Here is a 17,474-nt window from a genome sequence, read left to right on the forward strand (position 1 = left end):
CGCACACCGTCATGCGACCAATCCGGCACCGACGCTTCCCCTCGATACCCGGTGCGCACCGAGTTTCCCGCAGAAGCGATGGCACGGATTATGGAAGAGGCTGAGAGGGCGTGGATAAGGACGGTGGAAGATTTCTGCTCGAAGTGAGCAGGATCAACGGGTTGATAGGAGAGATGGGCGGCAGGTGGGCTGTTTGATCCCCATTCCGGACCGTTGACAGGCTGCCGCAATGTCACGGCATGGATCCCGGATATTCCTCTCTCGCTCCGCTCGAAAGAGAATTCCGGGATGACGAAGCGGAGAGGTTGCGCTCCCTTGGCCGGCATGACGAAGCTTACTAAGCGACGACGCCACTTTGGCTCTTCGCCGCAGCTTTCAATATGCCCGCAGCTTCGGAGAGACAATCCGGTTTCAAGCTGCCTGTTCGGCCTTTCTCTTCTCGATCTGGTCGATAGCGTCGACGACAGCGTCGAAGGTCAGCATGGTGGAGGCGTGGCGCGCCTTGTAATCTCGCACCGGCTCCAGATATTTCAAGTCGGCGAAGCGGCCATCGGGCGGCGCGCCGTTTTCCTTCAGCATCTTGCGCATCTGTTCGCGCACGATGCGCAATTCCTGCGAGGTGGCGCCGACAACATGCTGGGCCATGATCGACGACGACGCCTGGCCAAGCGCACACGCCTTCACGTCATGCGCAAAGTCGGTCACGACACCATCATCCATCTTGAGGTCGACGGTAACCGTGGAGCCGCAGAGCTTGGAGTGGGCGGTGGCCGTGGCATCCGGGGTTTCCAGCCTGCCGATACGGTCGATATTTCCGGCAAAAGCCAGAATTTTCATATTGTAGACGTCATCAATCATAATTTTCCGATCTATCGCCGTCTCGCGAACAGCGATTGCCGTATCTGCACTTTCAATCGCGGCGCTGAATGAATATATAATGCTCGTGTTCCGGGAACGGCAAGGCGAGTTGTGCGTCTATGTTTTCGGAACCACGTCACGCCGCTTCGGGCCGTTTCCTGACGATCCGCATAAGGCTGTGGTCCGTTCAACTCGTTCCTCCTTCGAGAGGGACTACGGGAGACGCCTTTATGGACGCCGTCATCAAGAAACTCATGCCCAACATACCTGTTCCCGACAAGCGGGTCGCCAACCGCCCGAGCGAGGCCGAGGTGGAGGCCGCCGTGCGCACGCTGTTGCGCTGGACCGGCGACAACCCTGACCGCGAAGGCCTGCTCGATACCCCCAAGCGCGTCGCCAAGGCCTATCGCGAGATGTTCGGCGGCTACGACATGGACCCGGCCGAGGAGCTTGGCCGCACGTTCGAGGAAGTGGCCGGCTATGACGATCTCGTCATCGTCAAGGACATCGAGTTCCACTCGCATTGCGAGCACCACATGGTGCCGATCATCGGCAAGGCGCATGTCGGCTACCTGCCCGACGGCAAGGTCGTCGGCCTGTCGAAGATCATCCGCGTCGTCGATATCTTCGCGCATCGCCTGCAGACGCAGGAAGCGATGACCGCGCAGATCGCCGCAATCATCCAGGACGTGCTCAACCCGCGCGGCGTGGCGGTGGTGATCGAAGCAGAGCATATGTGCATCGCCATGCGCGGCATCCGCAAGCAGGGTTCGACCACGCTTACCTCGACCTTCACCGGCAGCTTCCGGGACAACCCGGAAGAGCAAATCCGTTTCATGACCATGGTGCGGGGCGGCCACAAGGCGTAACGCCACCCTCCCCGCTTCTCCAAACACAGGGACCGGCAATGTCGGGGCTCGTTTTTCCTGCGGCTGCGGCCGACAAGCATGCGTTGGAGGAGGGCACGGCTTTCACGCCGCGCTTCGACGCCAATGGCCTTGTCACGGCTGTGGTGACCGATGCTGCCGACGGCATGCTGTTGATGGTGGCGCACATGAACGCCGAGGCTCTGGCGCTGACGCTGGAGACCGGGGTCGCTCACTACTGGTCGCGTTCGCGCAAGGCGCTGTGGAAGAAGGGCGAGATCTCGGGGAATCTGCAACAGGTGGTCGAAGTCCGCACTGATTGCGACCAGGATGCGGTGTGGCTGCGCGTGAAAGTCGCAGGCCACGATGCAACCTGTCATACCGGCCGGCGTTCCTGTTTCTACCGGAGGGTGGAGATCGGCGGCGGCGAGGCCAGGCTTGCCGGCGACGGAAGTACGCCGCTTTTCGATGCCGATGCCACCTATCGAAAGGCCGATTGAACCAATTGGTGTCTTGCTTTCAGGCGCATTCACCATTTCGATACGGGCAAGCGATAGGCTCGTTTTGGGAACGGGCATCGGACCAAAAGTGGAATCCGGTTTTGGAGTGATCCGATGCTCAAACAGAAAGATGGATCATGATGCTCGACTGGGCGTCATTGTATGGAAGGACAGACGTTCGGGAAGCCAACGGCCTCTCTTCGTCGGCTGGTCCGTCCGACCTCAAACCAGTCAACAAGACAGGCATTTCTCTGGCACTCGGCGGCGGCTGCGCACGCGGCTGGGCGCATATCGGCGTGCTGCGCGCCCTGGACGAAGCCGGCATTGAAATCTCCATGATCGCCGGCACGTCGATCGGTGCGCTGGTCGGCGGCTGCTATCTCGCCGGCAAGCTCGACGAACTGGAGGAATTTGCCCGCAGCCTGACCAAGCGGCGGATTTTCGGCCTGCTGGACATCAATCTGCGCGGCAGCGGCCTGTTCGGCGGCATGCGGCTCGACGCGCGGTTGCGCGAACATCTTGCCGGCGTGCGCTTCGAGGACCTGCCGAAACCGTTCGTCAGCGTGGCTGCCGAAATCCGCACCGGCCATGAGATCTGGCTGTCGAGCGGCTCGCTGATCACGGCGATGCGCGCTTCCTATGCGCTGCCCGGCGTGTTCGAGCCGGTCAACTGCAACGGCCGCATGCTGGTCGACGGTGCGCTGGTCAATCCGGTTCCGGTTTCCGTGTGCCGCGCCCAGGAGCAGCCGATCGTCGTCGCCGTCAATCTGAGCTCCGACAATTTCGGCCGCGCCGCCGTCATCCGGCACAACGCCGGCGACTTGCCGGTCGAACACGACGCGCCCGCCGACCGCCGGCCGAACGATGCGGCCCACGCCAAGGAAAGCCGCCTCGGCATCACCGGCGTCATGGTCGAAGCCTTCAACATCATCCAGGATCGCATTTCGCGCGCCCGCCTTGCCGGCGATCCGCCCGACCTTTCGATCCAGCCGAAACTCGGCCATATCGGCATGGCCGAATTCCACCGCGCCGACGAAGCCATCCGCTTTGGCTATGATGCAACCAAGGCCCATGTCGGCGAGTTGACCCGGCTCCAGACCGTTCTGGCATAGGGCCGGGCGCGCCGCTCAGGCGGAAGCCGCATCCATGATGCGGAATTGGGCGCGGCGATTGCCGTTCCAGTAATTACTCGACAGCGAGCCGGCCACATGCACGGACGAACCCCTGTTCTTGAACAGGAACTCGCCAAGTGCGGTATCGACCGCGCGGAAGGCGATGGCCTGGATGCGGCCGCCGCTGTCCGACTGGAGGTCGGCGCGGATATGGTTGGTGCCGACCGCGCGCGCATCGACCAGGCGATGGCGCGGCAAGGCGAAGACCGGCGCGATGTGGCCGGTGCCGTACGGCCCCGCCTTTTCAAGCGAATCCAGCAATTGCAGGGTGACGCCCTCGGCGCTGAGCGCGCCGTCGATCATCAGGCTTTCCTGATCCTGCAGCCGGAACACCTCGGCTGCGGCCCGTTCTTCGAAAAAGGCGCGTAAGGCACCGAGTTTCTCGCGCTCGACGGTGATGCCGGCCGCCATGGCGTGGCCGCCGCCCTTGACGATGAGGCCGGCCGAAACCGCGTCCCTGACCAGCCGGCCGAGATCGAAGCCCTGAACCGAGCGGCCCGAGCCGGTGCCGACGCCGTTCGGATTGAACGAGATGGCGAAGGCCGGCCGCCGCGCATGGTCCTTCAGCCGCGAGGCGATCAGGCCGACAATGCCGGGATGCCAACTGGAACTGGCGGTGACGATGATGGCCGGTCCGTTGCCGCCGGCAAGTTCGGCATCGGCCTCGGCGCGGGCCTCGGCCAGCATCTCCTGCTCCATCGCCTGCCGCTCCTGGTTCAACCGGTCGAGGGTTTCGGCAATGGTACCGGCCTCGACCGGGTCGTCTGTCGCCAGAAGCCGGCTGCCAAGTGCGGCATCGCCGATGCGCCCGCCGGCATTGATGCGGGGGCCGAGCAGGAACGACAGGTGAAAGACGCCGACGGGCTCGCCGATGCGGGCCGCGCGCGCCAGTGCCGCCAGCCCGACATTGGATTGCTGGCGCATCACCTGCAGGCCCTTGACCACGAAGGCCCGGTTGACGCCGACCAGAGGCACCACGTCGCATACGGTCGCCAAGCCAACCAGATCGAGAAGGCCGAGCAAATCCGGCTGCGCGCGGCCCGGCAGGCGGGTGCGCAGGACTTTCGCCGTCTGGACCAGCGTCAGGAACACGACGCCGGCGGCGCATAGATGCCCCTGCCCGGACAGATCGTCGTCGCGGTTCGGATTGACTATGGCCACCGCCTCCGGCAGCGCACCGCCCACCTGATGGTGGTCGAGGACCACAACATCGGCGCCGGCCTCCCGTGCCGCGTCGATGGCGGCAGCGCTGTTGGTGCCGCAATCGACGGTAACGATCAGCGTTGCGCCGCGCCCGACAAGTTCGCGCATGGCGTCCGGGTTGGGGCCATAGCCTTCAAAAATGCGGTCGGGAATGTAGATTTCCGAGGCGACGCCGAAATGGTCGAGGAAGCGCTTCTGCAGAGCCGACGACGCCGCGCCATCGACGTCGTAGTCGCCGAAGATCGCCACCCGTTCGTTGGCGACCACCGCAGCGGCGATCCGCCCGGCAGCTTTTTCCATGTCGGTCAGCGAGGCCGGGTCAGGCAGCAATTCGCGAATGGTCGGGTCGAGGAAGCGCGCGGCGCCGGCAGCCTGCACGCCGCGCCCGGCCAGAACGCGCGCGACGATGTCGGAAACGCCAAGCCCTTGCGCGATGGCGAGCGCCGCCATGTCCTCGCGCTCGTTCAGCCGGTGTTCCCAAAGCACGCCCGTCGCAGAGCGCCTCACATCAAGAAAGAGCCGCTTATCGGCCATTGTCAGTTACGCCCGCACATTGCGGCGCGACTGTAAGGCAGCGTCGGCAGCAGCGGTATCAGAATTTGTCCAGATCCTGATGCCGCGCCTTGATTTCACGCACGGTGCGCGAAGACGAACGCAGCACGATGGTGTGGGTGGTGATATAGTTGCGGCCGAACTTGACACCATCCAGCATGTTGCCGTCGGTTACGCCGGTCGCGGCAAACAGCACGTCGCCACGGGCCATCTCGTCGGTGCGATAGACCTTGTTGGGATCGGAAATGCCCATCTTGGCCGCGCGCGCGACCTTTTCCGGCGTGTCGAGAATCAGCCGGCCCTGCATCTGGCCGCCGGTGCAGCGCAGCGCCGCCGCTGCCAGAACGCCTTCCGGCGCGCCGCCGGTGCCGAGATAGAGGTCGATGCCGGTTTCTTCGGGATCGGTGGTGTGGATGACGCCGGCAACGTCGCCGTCGCCGATCAGGCGGATGGCAGCACCGGTCGCGCGTACCGCTTCGATCAGCTTGGCGTGACGCGGCCGGTCCAGAATGCAGGTGGTGATTTCACCGATGGTGACGCCCTTGGCCTTTGCCAGGCTTGCGATGTTCTCGGCCGGCGAGGCGTTGATATCGATGGTTCCTTCCGGATAGCCGGGGCCGATGGCGATCTTGTCCATGTAGACATCTGGCGCATTGAGCAGGCTGCCCTTTTCCGCCAGCGCGACCACGGCCAGCGCGTTGGGCAGGTTCTTGGCGCAGATGGTGGTGCCTTCCAGCGGATCAAGCGCGATGTCGACGGACGGACCCTTGCCGGTGCCGACCTCCTCGCCGATGTAGAGCATCGGCGCTTCGTCGCGCTCGCCTTCGCCGATCACCACCGTGCCCTTGATGGCCAGATGGTTCAGTTCCTTGCGCATGGCATCGACGGCGACCTGATCGGCAGCCATTTCATCGCCGCGCCCGCGCAACCTGGCAGCGGCTACCGCCGCGCGCTCGGTTACACGCACCAACTCCATGGTAAGAACCCGGTCGAGGCCTGCGCTGATCTTCTGTGCCGCATTCATGATGTCTACAAAACCCTGTTTTCCACGCACCACCCTCGGGAACGCGGCTTCCTTTTGTCAAAGGCTCATGACGACGGCAAGACCCTCAAGCGGGCTTCTCAAAAAATCAAGAATATCAATCGATTGAAAGTGCCACGGCCCCACTGCGGGTCAGCGGGGCCGTGGACATGCCTGCAATGCCGGTCGCGCGCATGCGCCAGCACGCCAACCGCAAATTTGCCTCAGTACCAGCGGCGATCGCGGGAACCGGACTGGCCGATCATCATCCCGATCAGCAAGCCGACGATACCGCCCAAAGCCAGTGCGCCTGACACCGTGCCCGGATTTTGCTGCACCGTTTCCGATACGCTCTGGGCGCTGCTTTTCAACTGCCGGGCGGTGCGTGATGCACGATCCGAAGCAGCGTCATACCAGCCCGCCGCCTGGTCCGCAGCCTCCTCGGCGCGTTCGGCCAGGGATTTGTTGATCTTGTTCATCTCGCGGCGAAGATCGGCAATCTGCTTCTTCATCGCGTCCTGGATATCTTCTGCCTTCACTGCGTCAGCCACTTCGAGTTCCTTTCCGGGAGAGAGTCACAAGCGGCCATGGACCGGCCGCAACGTCGATCCGCCTAAAAGACAGCGAGATACTTCAACATCGAAATGATGCCGATGATGATGACGACGACCTGCGCGATCTGGCGCGTGCGCCCGTCCAGCGGCAACCTTTGAACAAGATAAAGGATGAGTACGATCACCAGGAATGTGATCAGGATGCTGATTAAAACACTTCCAGCCATAGATTGTCCCTCGTTGATGAGTGCGCAACCGCACGGGGGGACAACGACGCTGGCCTCGCTAAGGTTCCATCCCCGCGAGGCCAGCGCCAAAGAAATGAAAGCGGTCGGCTACCCTGCCCGCTCGATGCGGATGACCTGCGGCTTCGACGTCAGGTGACCGTCCCTGGTCACGCCTTCGACGGCCTTGCGCACCGCAGCCTCCGTCGTCTCGTGAGTGACGAGGATGACCGTCTTTTGCGCATGCGTCTCCGTGCCGTTCGCATGCTGGACGATCGATTCCAGTGAAATGTCGTTGTCGGACATGCGCTTGGCAATCGCGGCGAACACGCCGATGCGGTCATGAACGGTCAGCCGGATGAAGTAGCCACCGGCGTGGCTGCGCATCTGCGCCTTCTTGTAGGGCGTCAATTCCTTGGCCGGGCGGCCGAACACAGGGCCGTGCTGGAAGCCGGGGCGGCTCTTGGCGATGTCGGCAATGTCACCGACGACGGCGGAAGCGGTGGCGTTACCGCCCGCGCCGGGGCCGGAGAGCAGCAATTCGCCCAAAATGTCGGTCTCGATCGCTACAGCATTGGTGACGCCGTTGACCTGCGCGATCACGGAGGCGGTCGGCACCATGGTGGGATGCACACGCTGCTCGATACCGGTTTCAGTGCGCTGGGCGACGCCCAGAAGCTTGATGCGGTAGCCGAGTTCGCCGGCGGCGCGGATGTCGGCCTGGGTGATGTTGGAGATGCCTTCCAGATAGATATCGTTGGCGGCGATCCGGCTGCCGAAGGCAAGGCTGGTCAGGATGGCAAGCTTGTGGGCGGTGTCGTTGCCCTCGATGTCGAAGGTCGGATCGGCCTCGGCATAACCCAGGCGCTGCGCATCCTTGAGGCAGTCCTCGAAGGACAGGCCTTCCGCTTCCATGCGAGTCAGGATGTAGTTGCAGGTGCCGTTGAGAATGCCGAAGACGCGGGTCACCGTGTTGCCGGCCATGGCCTCGCGCATGGTCTTGATGACCGGGATGCCGCCGGCGACAGCCGCTTCGTAGTTCAACAGGACGCCGCGCTTTTCCGCAGCCTCGGCCAACGCCACGCCATGCTTGGCCAGTAGCGCCTTGTTGGCAGTCACCACATGGCGACCGGCCTCAAGAGCCGCCTTGACGCAGGATCGCGCCGGGCCCTCGTCGCCGCCGATCAGTTCGACAAAAACGTCGATGTCGGCCTTCTGGGCCAGTTCCACCGGATCGTCGAACCATTTGGTGGCGCCGAGATCGACGCCACGGTCGCGCCCGGCATCGCGGGCCGACACGGCGGTGACCACGATGTCGCGGCCGCACTGGCGGGTCAGTTCCGCTGCCTTGTCCGCCAGCACCCGAACCACCGATGCCCCGACTGTGCCGAGACCGGCTATTCCTATACGCAGTGCTTCAGCCATGACTGGCGGCGTCCCTCTCTCGACCTAGAACGACGTGCGTCCGACCGGACGCAAAACGATCGCTCTGACATTCTGATTGAGCATCGAAACCCGAAACCGGCTTTCGCCTTTCGATCCGATGCCCGGGTGAAACGCGGTGAAGCGCTCAGCGGTGGGCTGAGAGCGGGACCACGTTGTTGGGTTGCTTCGCGCTTGTCGACAGGAAGCGCTTGATGTTGCGCGCGGCCTGGCGGATGCGGTGCTCGTTCTCCACCAGCGCGATGCGCACGTAGTCGTCGCCATGCTCGCCGAAGCCCACGCCCGGCGCCACCGCCACGTCGGCATGCTCGATCAACAGCTTCGAGAATTCCAGCGAACCGAGTTGGCGGAACTGCTCGGGTATGGGCGCCCAGGCGAACATCGAGGCAGCCGGTGCCGGAATGCTCCAACCGGCGCGGCCGAAGGCATCGACCATGACATCGCGGCGCTTGTGGTAGACCTCGCGCACTTCGGCAATGTCTGTTCCGTCACCGTTCAGCGCGGACGTGGCCGCCACCTGAATCGGCGTGAAGGCACCGTAATCGAGATAGGACTTCACGCGCGTCAGCGCCGAAATCAGCCGCTCGTTGCCGACGGCGAAGCCCATGCGCCAGCCGGGCATGGAGAAAGTCTTCGACATCGAGGTGAACTCGACCGCGATGTCGATGGCGCCCGGAACCTCCAGGACCGAAGGCGGCGGGTTGCCGTCGAAATAGATCTCCGAATAGGCAAGGTCGGACAGGATGATGATGTCGTTCTTCTTGGCGAAGGCGACGACGTCCTTGTAGAAGTCGAGCGAAGCGACCAGCGCCGTCGGGTTGGACGGATAGTTGAGGATCAACGCCAGCGGCTTCGGGATCGAATGGCGGATGCCGCGCTCCAGCGCCGGGATGAAACTGTCGTCCGGCTCGACGCGCATGGAGCGGATGACACCGCCCGACATGATGAAGCCGAAGGCATGGATCGGATAGGTCGGGTTCGGGCACAGAACAACGTCGCCGGGCGCGGTGATGGCCTGCGCCATGTTGGCGAAGCCTTCCTTGGAGCCGAGCGTCGCCACCACCTGGGTGTCGGCGTTCAGCTTCACGCCAAAGCGACGGGCATAGTAGTTGGCCTGGGCGCGGCGCAGGCCGGGAATGCCGCGCGAGGAGGAATAGCGGTGGGTGCGCGGATCGCGCACGACTTCGCAAAGCTTGTCGACAATGGCTTTCGGCGTCGGCAAATCCGGATTGCCCATGCCCATGTCGATGATATCGGCGCCGCGCGCGCGGGCGCTGGCCTTCAGCCGGTTGACCTGCTCGAAAACGTAGGGCGGAAGGCGGCGGACCTTGTGAAACTCTTCCATGGCATTTCCAGCAATCGAATGGCGCGAAGTCGGGCGCGATATACCCCTATTTGCAGGTCGGGTCGAGGGCGGGATCGCATTTGCCTTCGATCTGTTTCAGCGTGTCCTTGCCGTGGCTCCTGGCCAAGGCATTCAGCGATGCGCTGTCATTTCTGGCACCGGCGCGAGCCGGGTTCTGCGCCGCCGCCTGGTCCGCCTTCAAGGCGGCGAGCTTCGCGTTCGTCTCTTCATCGGTGAACTGGGGCGCGGCCTGCTGGGCCGGAATGTTGAGATTCGGGAAGGCTCCGGTATCCCGCGGGCCAACCAGGTTGGGCTGCGCCGGTGCGGCAGCGGCGGCCGGCGCTGCGTCCTCGATACTGGCCGTCGAACAGGCGGCCAGCATGAGCAAGGCCGCCAACGCCGCGCCACGGCCGAGACGGCCGGCGCCAAAAAAAACAACCTTCGCGATACTATGTGTCATCTTGCATCCGTGAAAGGCGCGGTAGACCTTGGACCCTATCAGTCGTCTCATGGTATCATGTCAACAAAGGCCTCGGGAGAACTGCAAGAACCATGTCCGAAAAATCAGGCCAAGGCAAAGCCGAAAGCGAAGGCCCTTCCGCTGCTGAACAGTATCTCGTGAAGGATCCTGAACGCTTCGCGCTCAACCTTGCGCGCATGGTCGAGCAGGCCGGCAAGGCCGCATCGGCATGGGTGGAACCGCGCGAGAAAGGCGAAGTGCGCGACCACGTCGCCGAGCCGGTGGTCGACATGGTCAAGACCTTCTCCAAGCTCACCGAATACTGGCTTTCCGACCCGCAGCGCGCGCTTGAGGCGCAGACACAGCTTTTCGCCGGCTACATGAACGTGTGGGCCAATGCGGTAACCAGGGCCTCCACGCCAGCGGGCGGCGAGGCAACCGGCGAAGCGATTGCGCCCGAGCGCGGCGACAAGCGCTTCCAGGATCCCGAATGGAGCCGGAACGCCTTTTTCGACTTCATCAAGCAGGCCTATCTCATCACCTCGCGCTGGGCGAACGACCTTGTCGAGCGCGCCGACGGGCTGGACGAGCACACCCGTCACAAAGCCAGCTTCTACGTCAAGCAGGTTTCCAACGCGATCTCGCCTTCCAACTTCATCTTGACCAACCCGGAACTGTTTCGCGAAACCGTCGCCTCGAACGGCGAAAACCTCGTCAAGGGCATGAAGATGCTGGCCGAGGACATTGCCGCCGGCAAGGGCGAACTGAAGCTTCGGCAATCCGACCAGACCAAGTTCGAGATCGGCAAGAATGTCGCCATGACCCCCGGCAAGGTGGTGGGCCGCAGCGAAGTCGCAGAAATCATCCAGTATGCGCCGACGACCGAGACGGTGCTGAAGCGGCCGCTCCTGATCTGCCCGCCGTGGATCAACAAGTTCTACATCCTCGACCTCAACCCGGAAAAATCGTTCATCCGCTGGGCGGTTGCACAAGGCCACACGGTGTTCGTCATCTCCTGGGTCAATCCGGACGAGCGGCATGGCACCAAGAACTGGGAGGCCTATATCCGCGAAGGCCTGCAATATGGCCTCGACACCATCGAGAAGGCGACCGGCGAACGCGAAGTCAACGCCATCGGCTATTGCGTCGGCGGCACGCTTCTGGCCGCGGCGCTGGCGCTGCTGGCGCAGGAGGGCGACGATCGCATCCGCTCCGCCACCTTCTTCACCACGCAGGTCGATTTCACCTATGCCGGCGACCTCAAGGTGTTCGTCGACGAAGACCAGGTCTCCGCGGTCGAGCGCTCGATGACCGAGAAGGGCTATCTCGACGGCACCAAGATGGCGACCGCCTTCAACATGCTGCGCTCGGGCGATCTGATCTGGCCCTATGTCGTCAACAACTACATGCGCGGCAAGGACCCCCTGCCCTTCGACCTGCTCTACTGGAATGCCGATTCGACGCGCATGGCGGCGGCCAACCACTCCTTCTACCTGCGCAACTGCTACCTCGAGAACAACCTGTCGCAGGGCCGCATGGAACTTGCCGGCCGCACCGTGTCGCTGGCCGACGTCACCATCCCCGTCTACAACCTCGCGGCGAAGGAAGACCACATCGCGCCGGCACGCTCGGTGTTTCTGGGCTGCAAATATTTCGGCGGCAACGTCGATTACGTGATGGCCGGTTCGGGCCACATCGCCGGCGTCATCAATCCGCCGCACATGAACAAGTATCAGCATTGGACCGGAAGCAAGCCGGTGGGCGAATTCGACGACTGGTTCGCCAATGCCAAGGAAACGGCCGGTGCGTGGTGGCCGAATTGGCAAAGCTGGATCGAGGCGCGGGAAAACACGCGTATCGAGGCGCGTATTCCCGGCAAGCAGTTGAAAGCGCTGGGGGAAGCGCCGGGCACCTACGTGAAGGTGCGCGTGTAACAATCTGTAATGTGTGGTGAGTTGACGGATGGCGCAAAGCAGGTGAAATGGCCGCGTCAACCATGCAGTAAGCTTATTTTGTCGATATCCGCCTGATTTTCAGTAGCGTTGCTGATTCGACACAGGTCTCGTTTCCGGGCCGGAGACACGATCATCGGAGCGTTGAAGTGACAAACAACGCCAATGACTTACCGGTCGGAACCCGAGGGGGAATTTGAGTTTGCAGTCGAAGGGATCGCGCCCAGCAAAAGGTGAACGCCGCGCCATTGTGGCGGCTTTGCTATCCGTACTGCTGGCGTCCTGCACCTCCACGACAGATCCGACGCTCTCGGTCGCCATGCCCGGTTACAATGCCGCCGCGTCCGACACGACCGCAGTTTCAGCATTTGCCGATGCAACCGCTGGTGATTCCATCGCGGTTGTCCCGCAGGCCCTGATGAGCAGCGAAGGCGACACCGCCCTGCCCGAGCAGGTCGCCTATATGCCGACCACCAAGCCCGGCAGCGAGTTGTCGATCCCCGTGCCGGTCGCCGCTTCCGATATTGCCGGCGCCACCCCACAGCAGCTTGAAACGACAACGGCGGCAAAACCGGATGCCCCGCAGGCAGCCGACATTCAGGTCGCCGAGGCCACGCCCGAACAGACCGCGCCCCTGCCTGCCGAGGCAGCGCAGACCGCCGAGTTCTATGTGACCGCGACCGAACCGCCCGCGCAGGAAGTCGCTCCAAAGAAGAAAGGCTTCCTCGCTTCGCTGTTCGGCGCCACGCCGGCTTCCGCCGCAACGGCGCCGAAGCCGAAGCCGAAGGTTGCCGCTCCGGCAGAGCCCGCCAAGCCGATCATCACGCTGGCGTCGGTCGAACCTGCGAAGCCGATCATCGCGTCAGCCGGCGCAAGCAGTCACGACACTTCCGAAAATGCCCTGCCGGGCGTGCGCCAGAACGCGTTGTTCGAGATCAAGCGCAAGTCCGGCCTCGACGACGAGAGCGACATCGACCTCAACGAGGACGAGGAGTTCGGCGCCTATCAGGTCGCCTCCGCTGCCGGCCTGGCGCGGCTCGCACCCAACGGCCTGCTCAAGCAGACGGAGCGTGTCGACGTCGCTTGCCTCAAGCCATCGCTGGTCCGCGTCCTCAAGGTCATCGAGAACCACTACGGCAAGAAAATGATCGTCACCTCGGGGTATCGCGACCCGGCCCGCAACCGCCGTGCGCGCGGCGCCAAGAACTCGCTGCACATGTATTGCGCGGCTGCCGATATCCAGGTGCCCGGCGTCGGCAAGTGGGAACTTGCCAACTATCTGCGCTCGATGCCTGGCCGCGGCGGCGTCGGCACCTATTGCCACACCGATTCGGTGCATGTGGACGTAGGCCCCGAGCGCGACTGGAACTGGCGCTGCCGGCGCCGCAAATAAGCCCCCTGCCCGACCTCAGAGCGTTTCTCGGCAGATTGCCCCGTTCGTGTGGCAGAAACGTTCCAATTCCTGGCCGATGCAAGGATCTTATTCAGCCGCGGACAGCACACGGAGAGGAAAGGCGGACGGCAGCGCGAAAAAGTTCGCCTCTCGCTCGCTTGATGGGGTTGCCCGTTTCGCGCATCCCCACTATAAGGCGCCTGCATCTGAGCGCGCCCATCGTCTAGCGGTCAGGACACCGCCCTTTCACGGCGGTAACAGGGGTTCGATTCCCCTTGGGCGTACCAGCAATTTCAAGAACTTAGCTACCTCATCCCGCAAATCGCCAACTATTCGTCAATTATTTGGTTTCTGGCAGGGCTATTTTGCTTGAGGCGCTGGCTTCGCGTTGGTGGTTCTACATCGAATTGCCGAGTCACCATCATTCCTCGTCACCTGATATCATTCGGCTGATGGAGGGACACAGCCATGCGCCTTTCAACGCTGCTTTTGGCCGGCCTCGCACTTTCAACTGTCAATTCTTACGCCGAAGATTACGACAGCGCTTCGGCTTCCTGCTCTCGACTTGCTGCTCATCCGGACGAGCCGGGATACGAAGGAAAAGGCGTATATATTGAGAAGATCGACACTGCCGCGGCTATGGCACCGTGCACGGCAGCCGCATTTTCAGACAAAGCACTCGGCAAAGATATGTACCATCTTTATCGGGTTCATCTGGCGTCCGGACAGACGAAGAGCACCGCGAACCTGGCTTTGAATGCCGCCGCCACGGCGGGCTACGCTTTTGCACAGTATAAGCTCGCCCGAGAGCTTCTTGAGGGTGACGAGCCACATGATTACGTGGCGGGGCGATATTGGCTGACGCAGGCCGCATATTGGTATCCCCCCGCACAAGCCTCCCTAGGTTATATGGAGTGGTACGGCCTCGGAGGGCCTGTAGACCGGGATGCTGCCATAGATCACGAGAAGTCGGCTGCTGAGAATGGAGACGAACTCGGCTCTAACAATCTATCGGCCTTTCTCAGTGAACTTGCCGCAGAACAAGATCCCGTCGATGCCAATGGGCAGACCTACAACGAGGCACTGGAAGAGGTGCAACGGCAGGAAGCCGAACAGCGCAAGGAGATCGAGCGGCAGAATTGCCAATTCTACCAGTCTGGCGGTCCAAGTGTCTCTGCGTGGGCGGGCTGCAACTAGGCTAAAGCGCCTGCCCTGAGCCGAAACGGTGGATAGAGGCGGCCGTTTACACGGGCGGGCCTCGCGCCGCCTGAGGAGGGACAGCGCCTCAGTTTACAGTCTTTGAGCGAAGGGTAGCAGGATGGCCCGCGCAACTGCCCGTCGCGTGCCGCAGGCAAAGGCGGCACGCTGTTATCAGACCGGTTCCAAGTCGAGATAATTTGCGCCAAGGCAACAACAAGCCGGCCGGATGCGGCCCTTGGGACTATCCCGTTCTCTTACGGTGCGCTCCCCATGCTCATCAAAACAGCTTGGTCAGGGACAAATTCACGTCGTGACTGTCATAGTCGTAAAAACTGATATTTGATTTCTGGCGGGTGTATTCATAACTGAGGCGCGGTGAAAAGCCGGAGAAACTCCAGTTCCGGTTCAGTATCGTCAGACCCGCCGACCAGAAGCTGTCTTCGCGTGCGATCCCTGATCCCGGGGCAAACTCATCCCTGTACTGGTGCTCGCCAGCGGCCAGAGCCAATCCGGTAACGAGGCCGCCGCGCCATTCGCGGTCGATCTGCGCCGTAAGCTCCATGTCGTCATGGTCGAGGTCGGTGCGGTCCTTCGTCCGCTCGACCGTATATTTGCCCGTCACCGACAAAGCCAGCGCGGGCGAAAAGGAGTGCCGAACACCGGCATAGCCGAGGAATATCCAGCCGTCGCGGTATGAGACTGCCTGGAAATCCTGCACCAGGCCCGTGCCGCCCGCGTAAAGCCTGGTATGCGGCGCGACATCTATCGTCCCGCCAACGGTCAGCCCGTAGCGCAAAGCGTAGGGCGTCCACGCCATCAGGCGGTAATCCATCGTCGGTCCAGCTTCCAGTTGAATCCTGCCGAAACGACGCGCCAGCGACAGGTTGGTCGAGAATGCGATCTCATCGTAGTCGTCGCCGCCTGAGTATTTCTTGAGGTCGACGGCCCCGGTCCAGGTGAGACGGGTCAAGGCATCGATAGTGAATGCCCGGTAGGCTTGCCCGCCAACCCCCACTCCCACTCCACTGGCTTCACGGCTCTCATCATCGATGACGAATTCCATCCCACCCAGGGTGAATGTCTCTTTGCCCGAACCCTTGTTGACGTTGGTTGAGGGAAGGATGCTTATATATCCTGAAAATCCATAGGGGCGCTGGCTGCGGACGTCGCCGGAATAAGCGCGCGCCTGCCGCCTTATCTCGGGGTCATCGGAGCCAAGCTCTATGATCTGAAGCTGATGGATGGCGGCGTCGGCGTCGCCGATCTCGGCAAGTGTCCGAGAAAGCTCTATCCTGGCAGGCGTAAAGTTCGGCTCCCGGGAGAGTATGAAACGAAACACCTGCACCGCCTCGCGGTTCAGCCCTTGCCTGCGCAGAATCAGCCCTTCGAGTTGCGCCAGATGCAAAGCCGCGTCGGGACGCCCGGCAACGGCTGCGCGCAGCTTTTCCCGCGCTGCGGCAAAATCACCTCGTGCCACGAGCACGGTAGCCTGGGCGGCCTCCTTGCCAAGGCTTGCCACCGGCGCGGCCGATGCGCCTGCCGGCAAGGCGAGTGTGACGAGGGCGCAGAAGAGAAGGCGCGCAAGCATGCTTCATTCTCCAGTAAAAGGCCGAACGCGTTGCGGCGTCCGGCCTTCACTTGCCGCATTCGGCGGTTCGTCAGGGTTGCTTGTCGCCTGCGAAGTAGCCAGCGCCAACAACGGCACCGGCTGCGCCCACATTGCCCTTGATGTCGAATACGCCGCCCACTTGCTCGGCAGCGGGCCCATAGAAGCGGCCGGAATAGGTGCTGCCCGAAGGATCGAACGCCAGCACGTCGCCTGGAGTGGTCGGGTCCGGCAGTTCGAGATCGGTTGCCGAGAGCGTGCCACCGGAAAAGCCGTTGCTGCTGATGCTTGATGTGCCCATCAGCACAGTTCCGCCGGTGTCGGTCCACGGAGTCCAGGTATCGGAATGGTCGCGAGACCGAACCTGGAGGTTTTCCAATGTACCCGACACTTCTCTCGCCACAAAATCGGCATTCATGGTCAAACCGCCGTTGGTTCGGACGCCAACTCGCAGGTCCGTGTCGGCAGCCAAAGCCAGATCGGCGCGTGCCCACCCCTTGTATGTCGCCTGAGCTGTTTGAGCCTTGACAATTTCGGGGTCCGTTTCAGCGCCTACAACTGCATAGCCCTGAATCGACTTGCCGTCCTTCTCGCGTCGTAGTTCCATACCTGAAGGTAATTGGTGTCGGTCCCGTCGATCGCTTCGGAGGCTGTGTTGGCCGAATGTGTCCACAGGCTCCCCTCATAAGTATTGTCGGGATCCGTGTACTTTTCCCAACCTTCATTGTCGACCAGACCCGACGCGGCAAAGCTGACAGTCTGGCCGTTGACCGTCATATCAACCGCACCACTCCCGTTTTTCTTGATCGAGAAAGTCGGTGGAGCAATCGCCTGACCGGTATTGGGATTTTCCTCCGTCCCATCCGCGAAAGTCGTCTGGTAAGCGGACGACGTAACGGCCGTCGTCTCCAGCGTGGCGCCTGCGGTGTCTCCGTCACCGCTCAGCAGGTTGGAAGCCGTGTCGGAAGTGCTCTGTGCGATCGTCTTGCCCGGCGTCAGCGCAGGGCTTCCCGGGCCGCCAGCCGTATCCGAGTTATGCGAACAAGCTGCCAATGCCAGCACCAGCGGCAAGGCAGTCGTGGCAAGCATCAACTTTGCCGTTTTCATCAATTCCCCCTGCAAAAT

The 17,474-nt window shown here is 62.4% G+C and carries 17 protein-coding genes and 1 tRNA gene; 7 read left to right on the forward strand and 11 right to left on the reverse strand.

Annotation, left to right across the window (positions count from 1 at the left end):
- Positions 1–411: 411 nt before the first annotated feature.
- A complete protein-coding gene (locus ASD64_RS19540; RefSeq protein ID WP_056108748.1) occupies positions 412–858 on the reverse strand; it encodes an iron-sulfur cluster assembly scaffold protein in 447 nt (148 codons plus the stop codon).
- A gap of 230 nt (positions 859–1,088) precedes the next feature.
- On the opposite strand from ASD64_RS19540, the gene folE reads away from it, so the two are divergent.
- From folE to ASD64_RS19555, 3 genes are all read left to right on the forward strand, one after another.
- Positions 1,089–1,727 (forward strand): GTP cyclohydrolase I FolE, encoded by a 639-nt coding sequence (gene folE / locus ASD64_RS19545; protein WP_056108754.1) that lies wholly within the window; start codon positions 1,089–1,091, stop codon positions 1,725–1,727.
- A 38-nt stretch (positions 1,728–1,765) separates the two neighbouring features.
- The gene (gene hisI / locus ASD64_RS19550; protein WP_056108756.1) at positions 1,766–2,224 is read left to right on the forward strand and encodes a phosphoribosyl-AMP cyclohydrolase; all 459 of its coding nucleotides are present in this window, start codon (positions 1,766–1,768) and stop codon (positions 2,222–2,224) included.
- A 140-nt stretch (positions 2,225–2,364) separates the two neighbouring features.
- Complete coding sequence (locus ASD64_RS19555) at positions 2,365–3,336, forward strand: patatin family protein (RefSeq protein ID WP_056109176.1); 972 nt, start codon at positions 2,365–2,367, stop codon at positions 3,334–3,336.
- Between the two features lie 15 nt (positions 3,337–3,351).
- Here ASD64_RS19555 and recJ read toward each other — a convergent pair whose 3' ends face one another.
- The 7 genes from recJ to ASD64_RS19585 all read right to left on the reverse strand — a co-directional run bounded on the left by recJ (position 3,352) and on the right by ASD64_RS19585 (position 10,120).
- Positions 3,352–5,133 carry a single-stranded-DNA-specific exonuclease RecJ gene (recJ, locus tag ASD64_RS19560; RefSeq protein ID WP_056108759.1) on the reverse strand — a complete coding sequence of 594 codons (1,782 nt, stop codon included), beginning with the start codon at positions 5,131–5,133 and terminating at the stop codon, positions 3,352–3,354.
- Between the two features lie 58 nt (positions 5,134–5,191).
- On the reverse strand, positions 5,192–6,175 hold the full coding sequence (gene glpX / locus ASD64_RS19565; protein ID WP_056108760.1) for a class II fructose-bisphosphatase: 984 nt from the start codon (positions 6,173–6,175) through the stop codon (positions 5,192–5,194).
- Positions 6,176–6,396: 221 nt separating this feature from the next.
- Positions 6,397–6,723, reverse strand: a complete 327-nt coding sequence (locus ASD64_RS19570) for a hypothetical protein (protein WP_244480865.1) — start codon at positions 6,721–6,723, stop codon at positions 6,397–6,399.
- A gap of 62 nt (positions 6,724–6,785) precedes the next feature.
- Positions 6,786–6,953, reverse strand: coding sequence for a Thivi_2564 family membrane protein (locus tag ASD64_RS21425; protein WP_156460236.1), 168 nt, complete (start codon positions 6,951–6,953; stop codon positions 6,786–6,788).
- A gap of 108 nt (positions 6,954–7,061) precedes the next feature.
- Positions 7,062–8,375 carry a homoserine dehydrogenase gene (locus ASD64_RS19575; RefSeq protein WP_056108763.1) on the reverse strand — a complete coding sequence of 438 codons (1,314 nt, stop codon included), beginning with the start codon at positions 8,373–8,375 and terminating at the stop codon, positions 7,062–7,064.
- Positions 8,376–8,520: 145 nt separating this feature from the next.
- Positions 8,521–9,738 (reverse strand): LL-diaminopimelate aminotransferase, encoded by a 1,218-nt coding sequence (locus ASD64_RS19580; protein WP_056108766.1) that lies wholly within the window; start codon positions 9,736–9,738, stop codon positions 8,521–8,523.
- Between the two features lie 46 nt (positions 9,739–9,784).
- A complete protein-coding gene (locus ASD64_RS19585; RefSeq protein WP_320410217.1) occupies positions 9,785–10,120 on the reverse strand; it encodes a hypothetical protein in 336 nt (111 codons plus the stop codon).
- Positions 10,121–10,290: 170 nt separating this feature from the next.
- Here ASD64_RS19585 and ASD64_RS19590 point away from each other — a divergent pair, with 170 nt between their 5' ends.
- The 4 genes from ASD64_RS19590 to ASD64_RS19605 all read left to right on the forward strand — a co-directional run bounded on the left by ASD64_RS19590 (position 10,291) and on the right by ASD64_RS19605 (position 14,740).
- Positions 10,291–12,132 (forward strand): PHA/PHB synthase family protein, encoded by a 1,842-nt coding sequence (locus ASD64_RS19590; protein WP_056108771.1) that lies wholly within the window; start codon positions 10,291–10,293, stop codon positions 12,130–12,132.
- Between the two features lie 214 nt (positions 12,133–12,346).
- Positions 12,347–13,543, forward strand: a complete 1,197-nt coding sequence (locus tag ASD64_RS19595) for a YcbK family protein (protein ID WP_056108774.1) — start codon at positions 12,347–12,349, stop codon at positions 13,541–13,543.
- A 212-nt stretch (positions 13,544–13,755) separates the two neighbouring features.
- Positions 13,756–13,830, forward strand: a tRNA-Glu gene (locus ASD64_RS19600).
- A 181-nt stretch (positions 13,831–14,011) separates the two neighbouring features.
- Positions 14,012–14,740, forward strand: coding sequence for an SEL1-like repeat protein (locus ASD64_RS19605; RefSeq protein WP_056108777.1), 729 nt, complete (start codon positions 14,012–14,014; stop codon positions 14,738–14,740).
- Positions 14,741–15,020: 280 nt separating this feature from the next.
- Here the strand turns inward: ASD64_RS19605 and ASD64_RS19610 are convergent, their stop codons facing one another.
- The 3 genes from ASD64_RS19610 to ASD64_RS19620 all read right to left on the reverse strand — a co-directional run bounded on the left by ASD64_RS19610 (position 15,021) and on the right by ASD64_RS19620 (position 17,456).
- A complete protein-coding gene (locus ASD64_RS19610) occupies positions 15,021–16,331 on the reverse strand; it encodes a surface lipoprotein assembly modifier (protein WP_056108779.1) in 1,311 nt (436 codons plus the stop codon).
- A 70-nt stretch (positions 16,332–16,401) separates the two neighbouring features.
- Positions 16,402–16,956, reverse strand: a complete 555-nt coding sequence (locus ASD64_RS21180) for a transferrin-binding protein-like solute binding protein (RefSeq protein ID WP_056108782.1) — start codon at positions 16,954–16,956, stop codon at positions 16,402–16,404.
- Positions 16,902–17,456 (reverse strand): hypothetical protein, encoded by a 555-nt coding sequence (locus tag ASD64_RS19620; RefSeq protein ID WP_156460238.1) that lies wholly within the window; start codon positions 17,454–17,456, stop codon positions 16,902–16,904. The genes ASD64_RS21180 and ASD64_RS19620 overlap by 55 nt, the downstream gene beginning before the upstream one ends.
- Positions 17,457–17,474: the final 18 nt, after the last annotated feature.

This window comes from Mesorhizobium sp. Root157 (assembly GCF_001427385.1).
Lineage (GTDB): Bacteria > Pseudomonadota > Alphaproteobacteria > Rhizobiales > Rhizobiaceae > Mesorhizobium.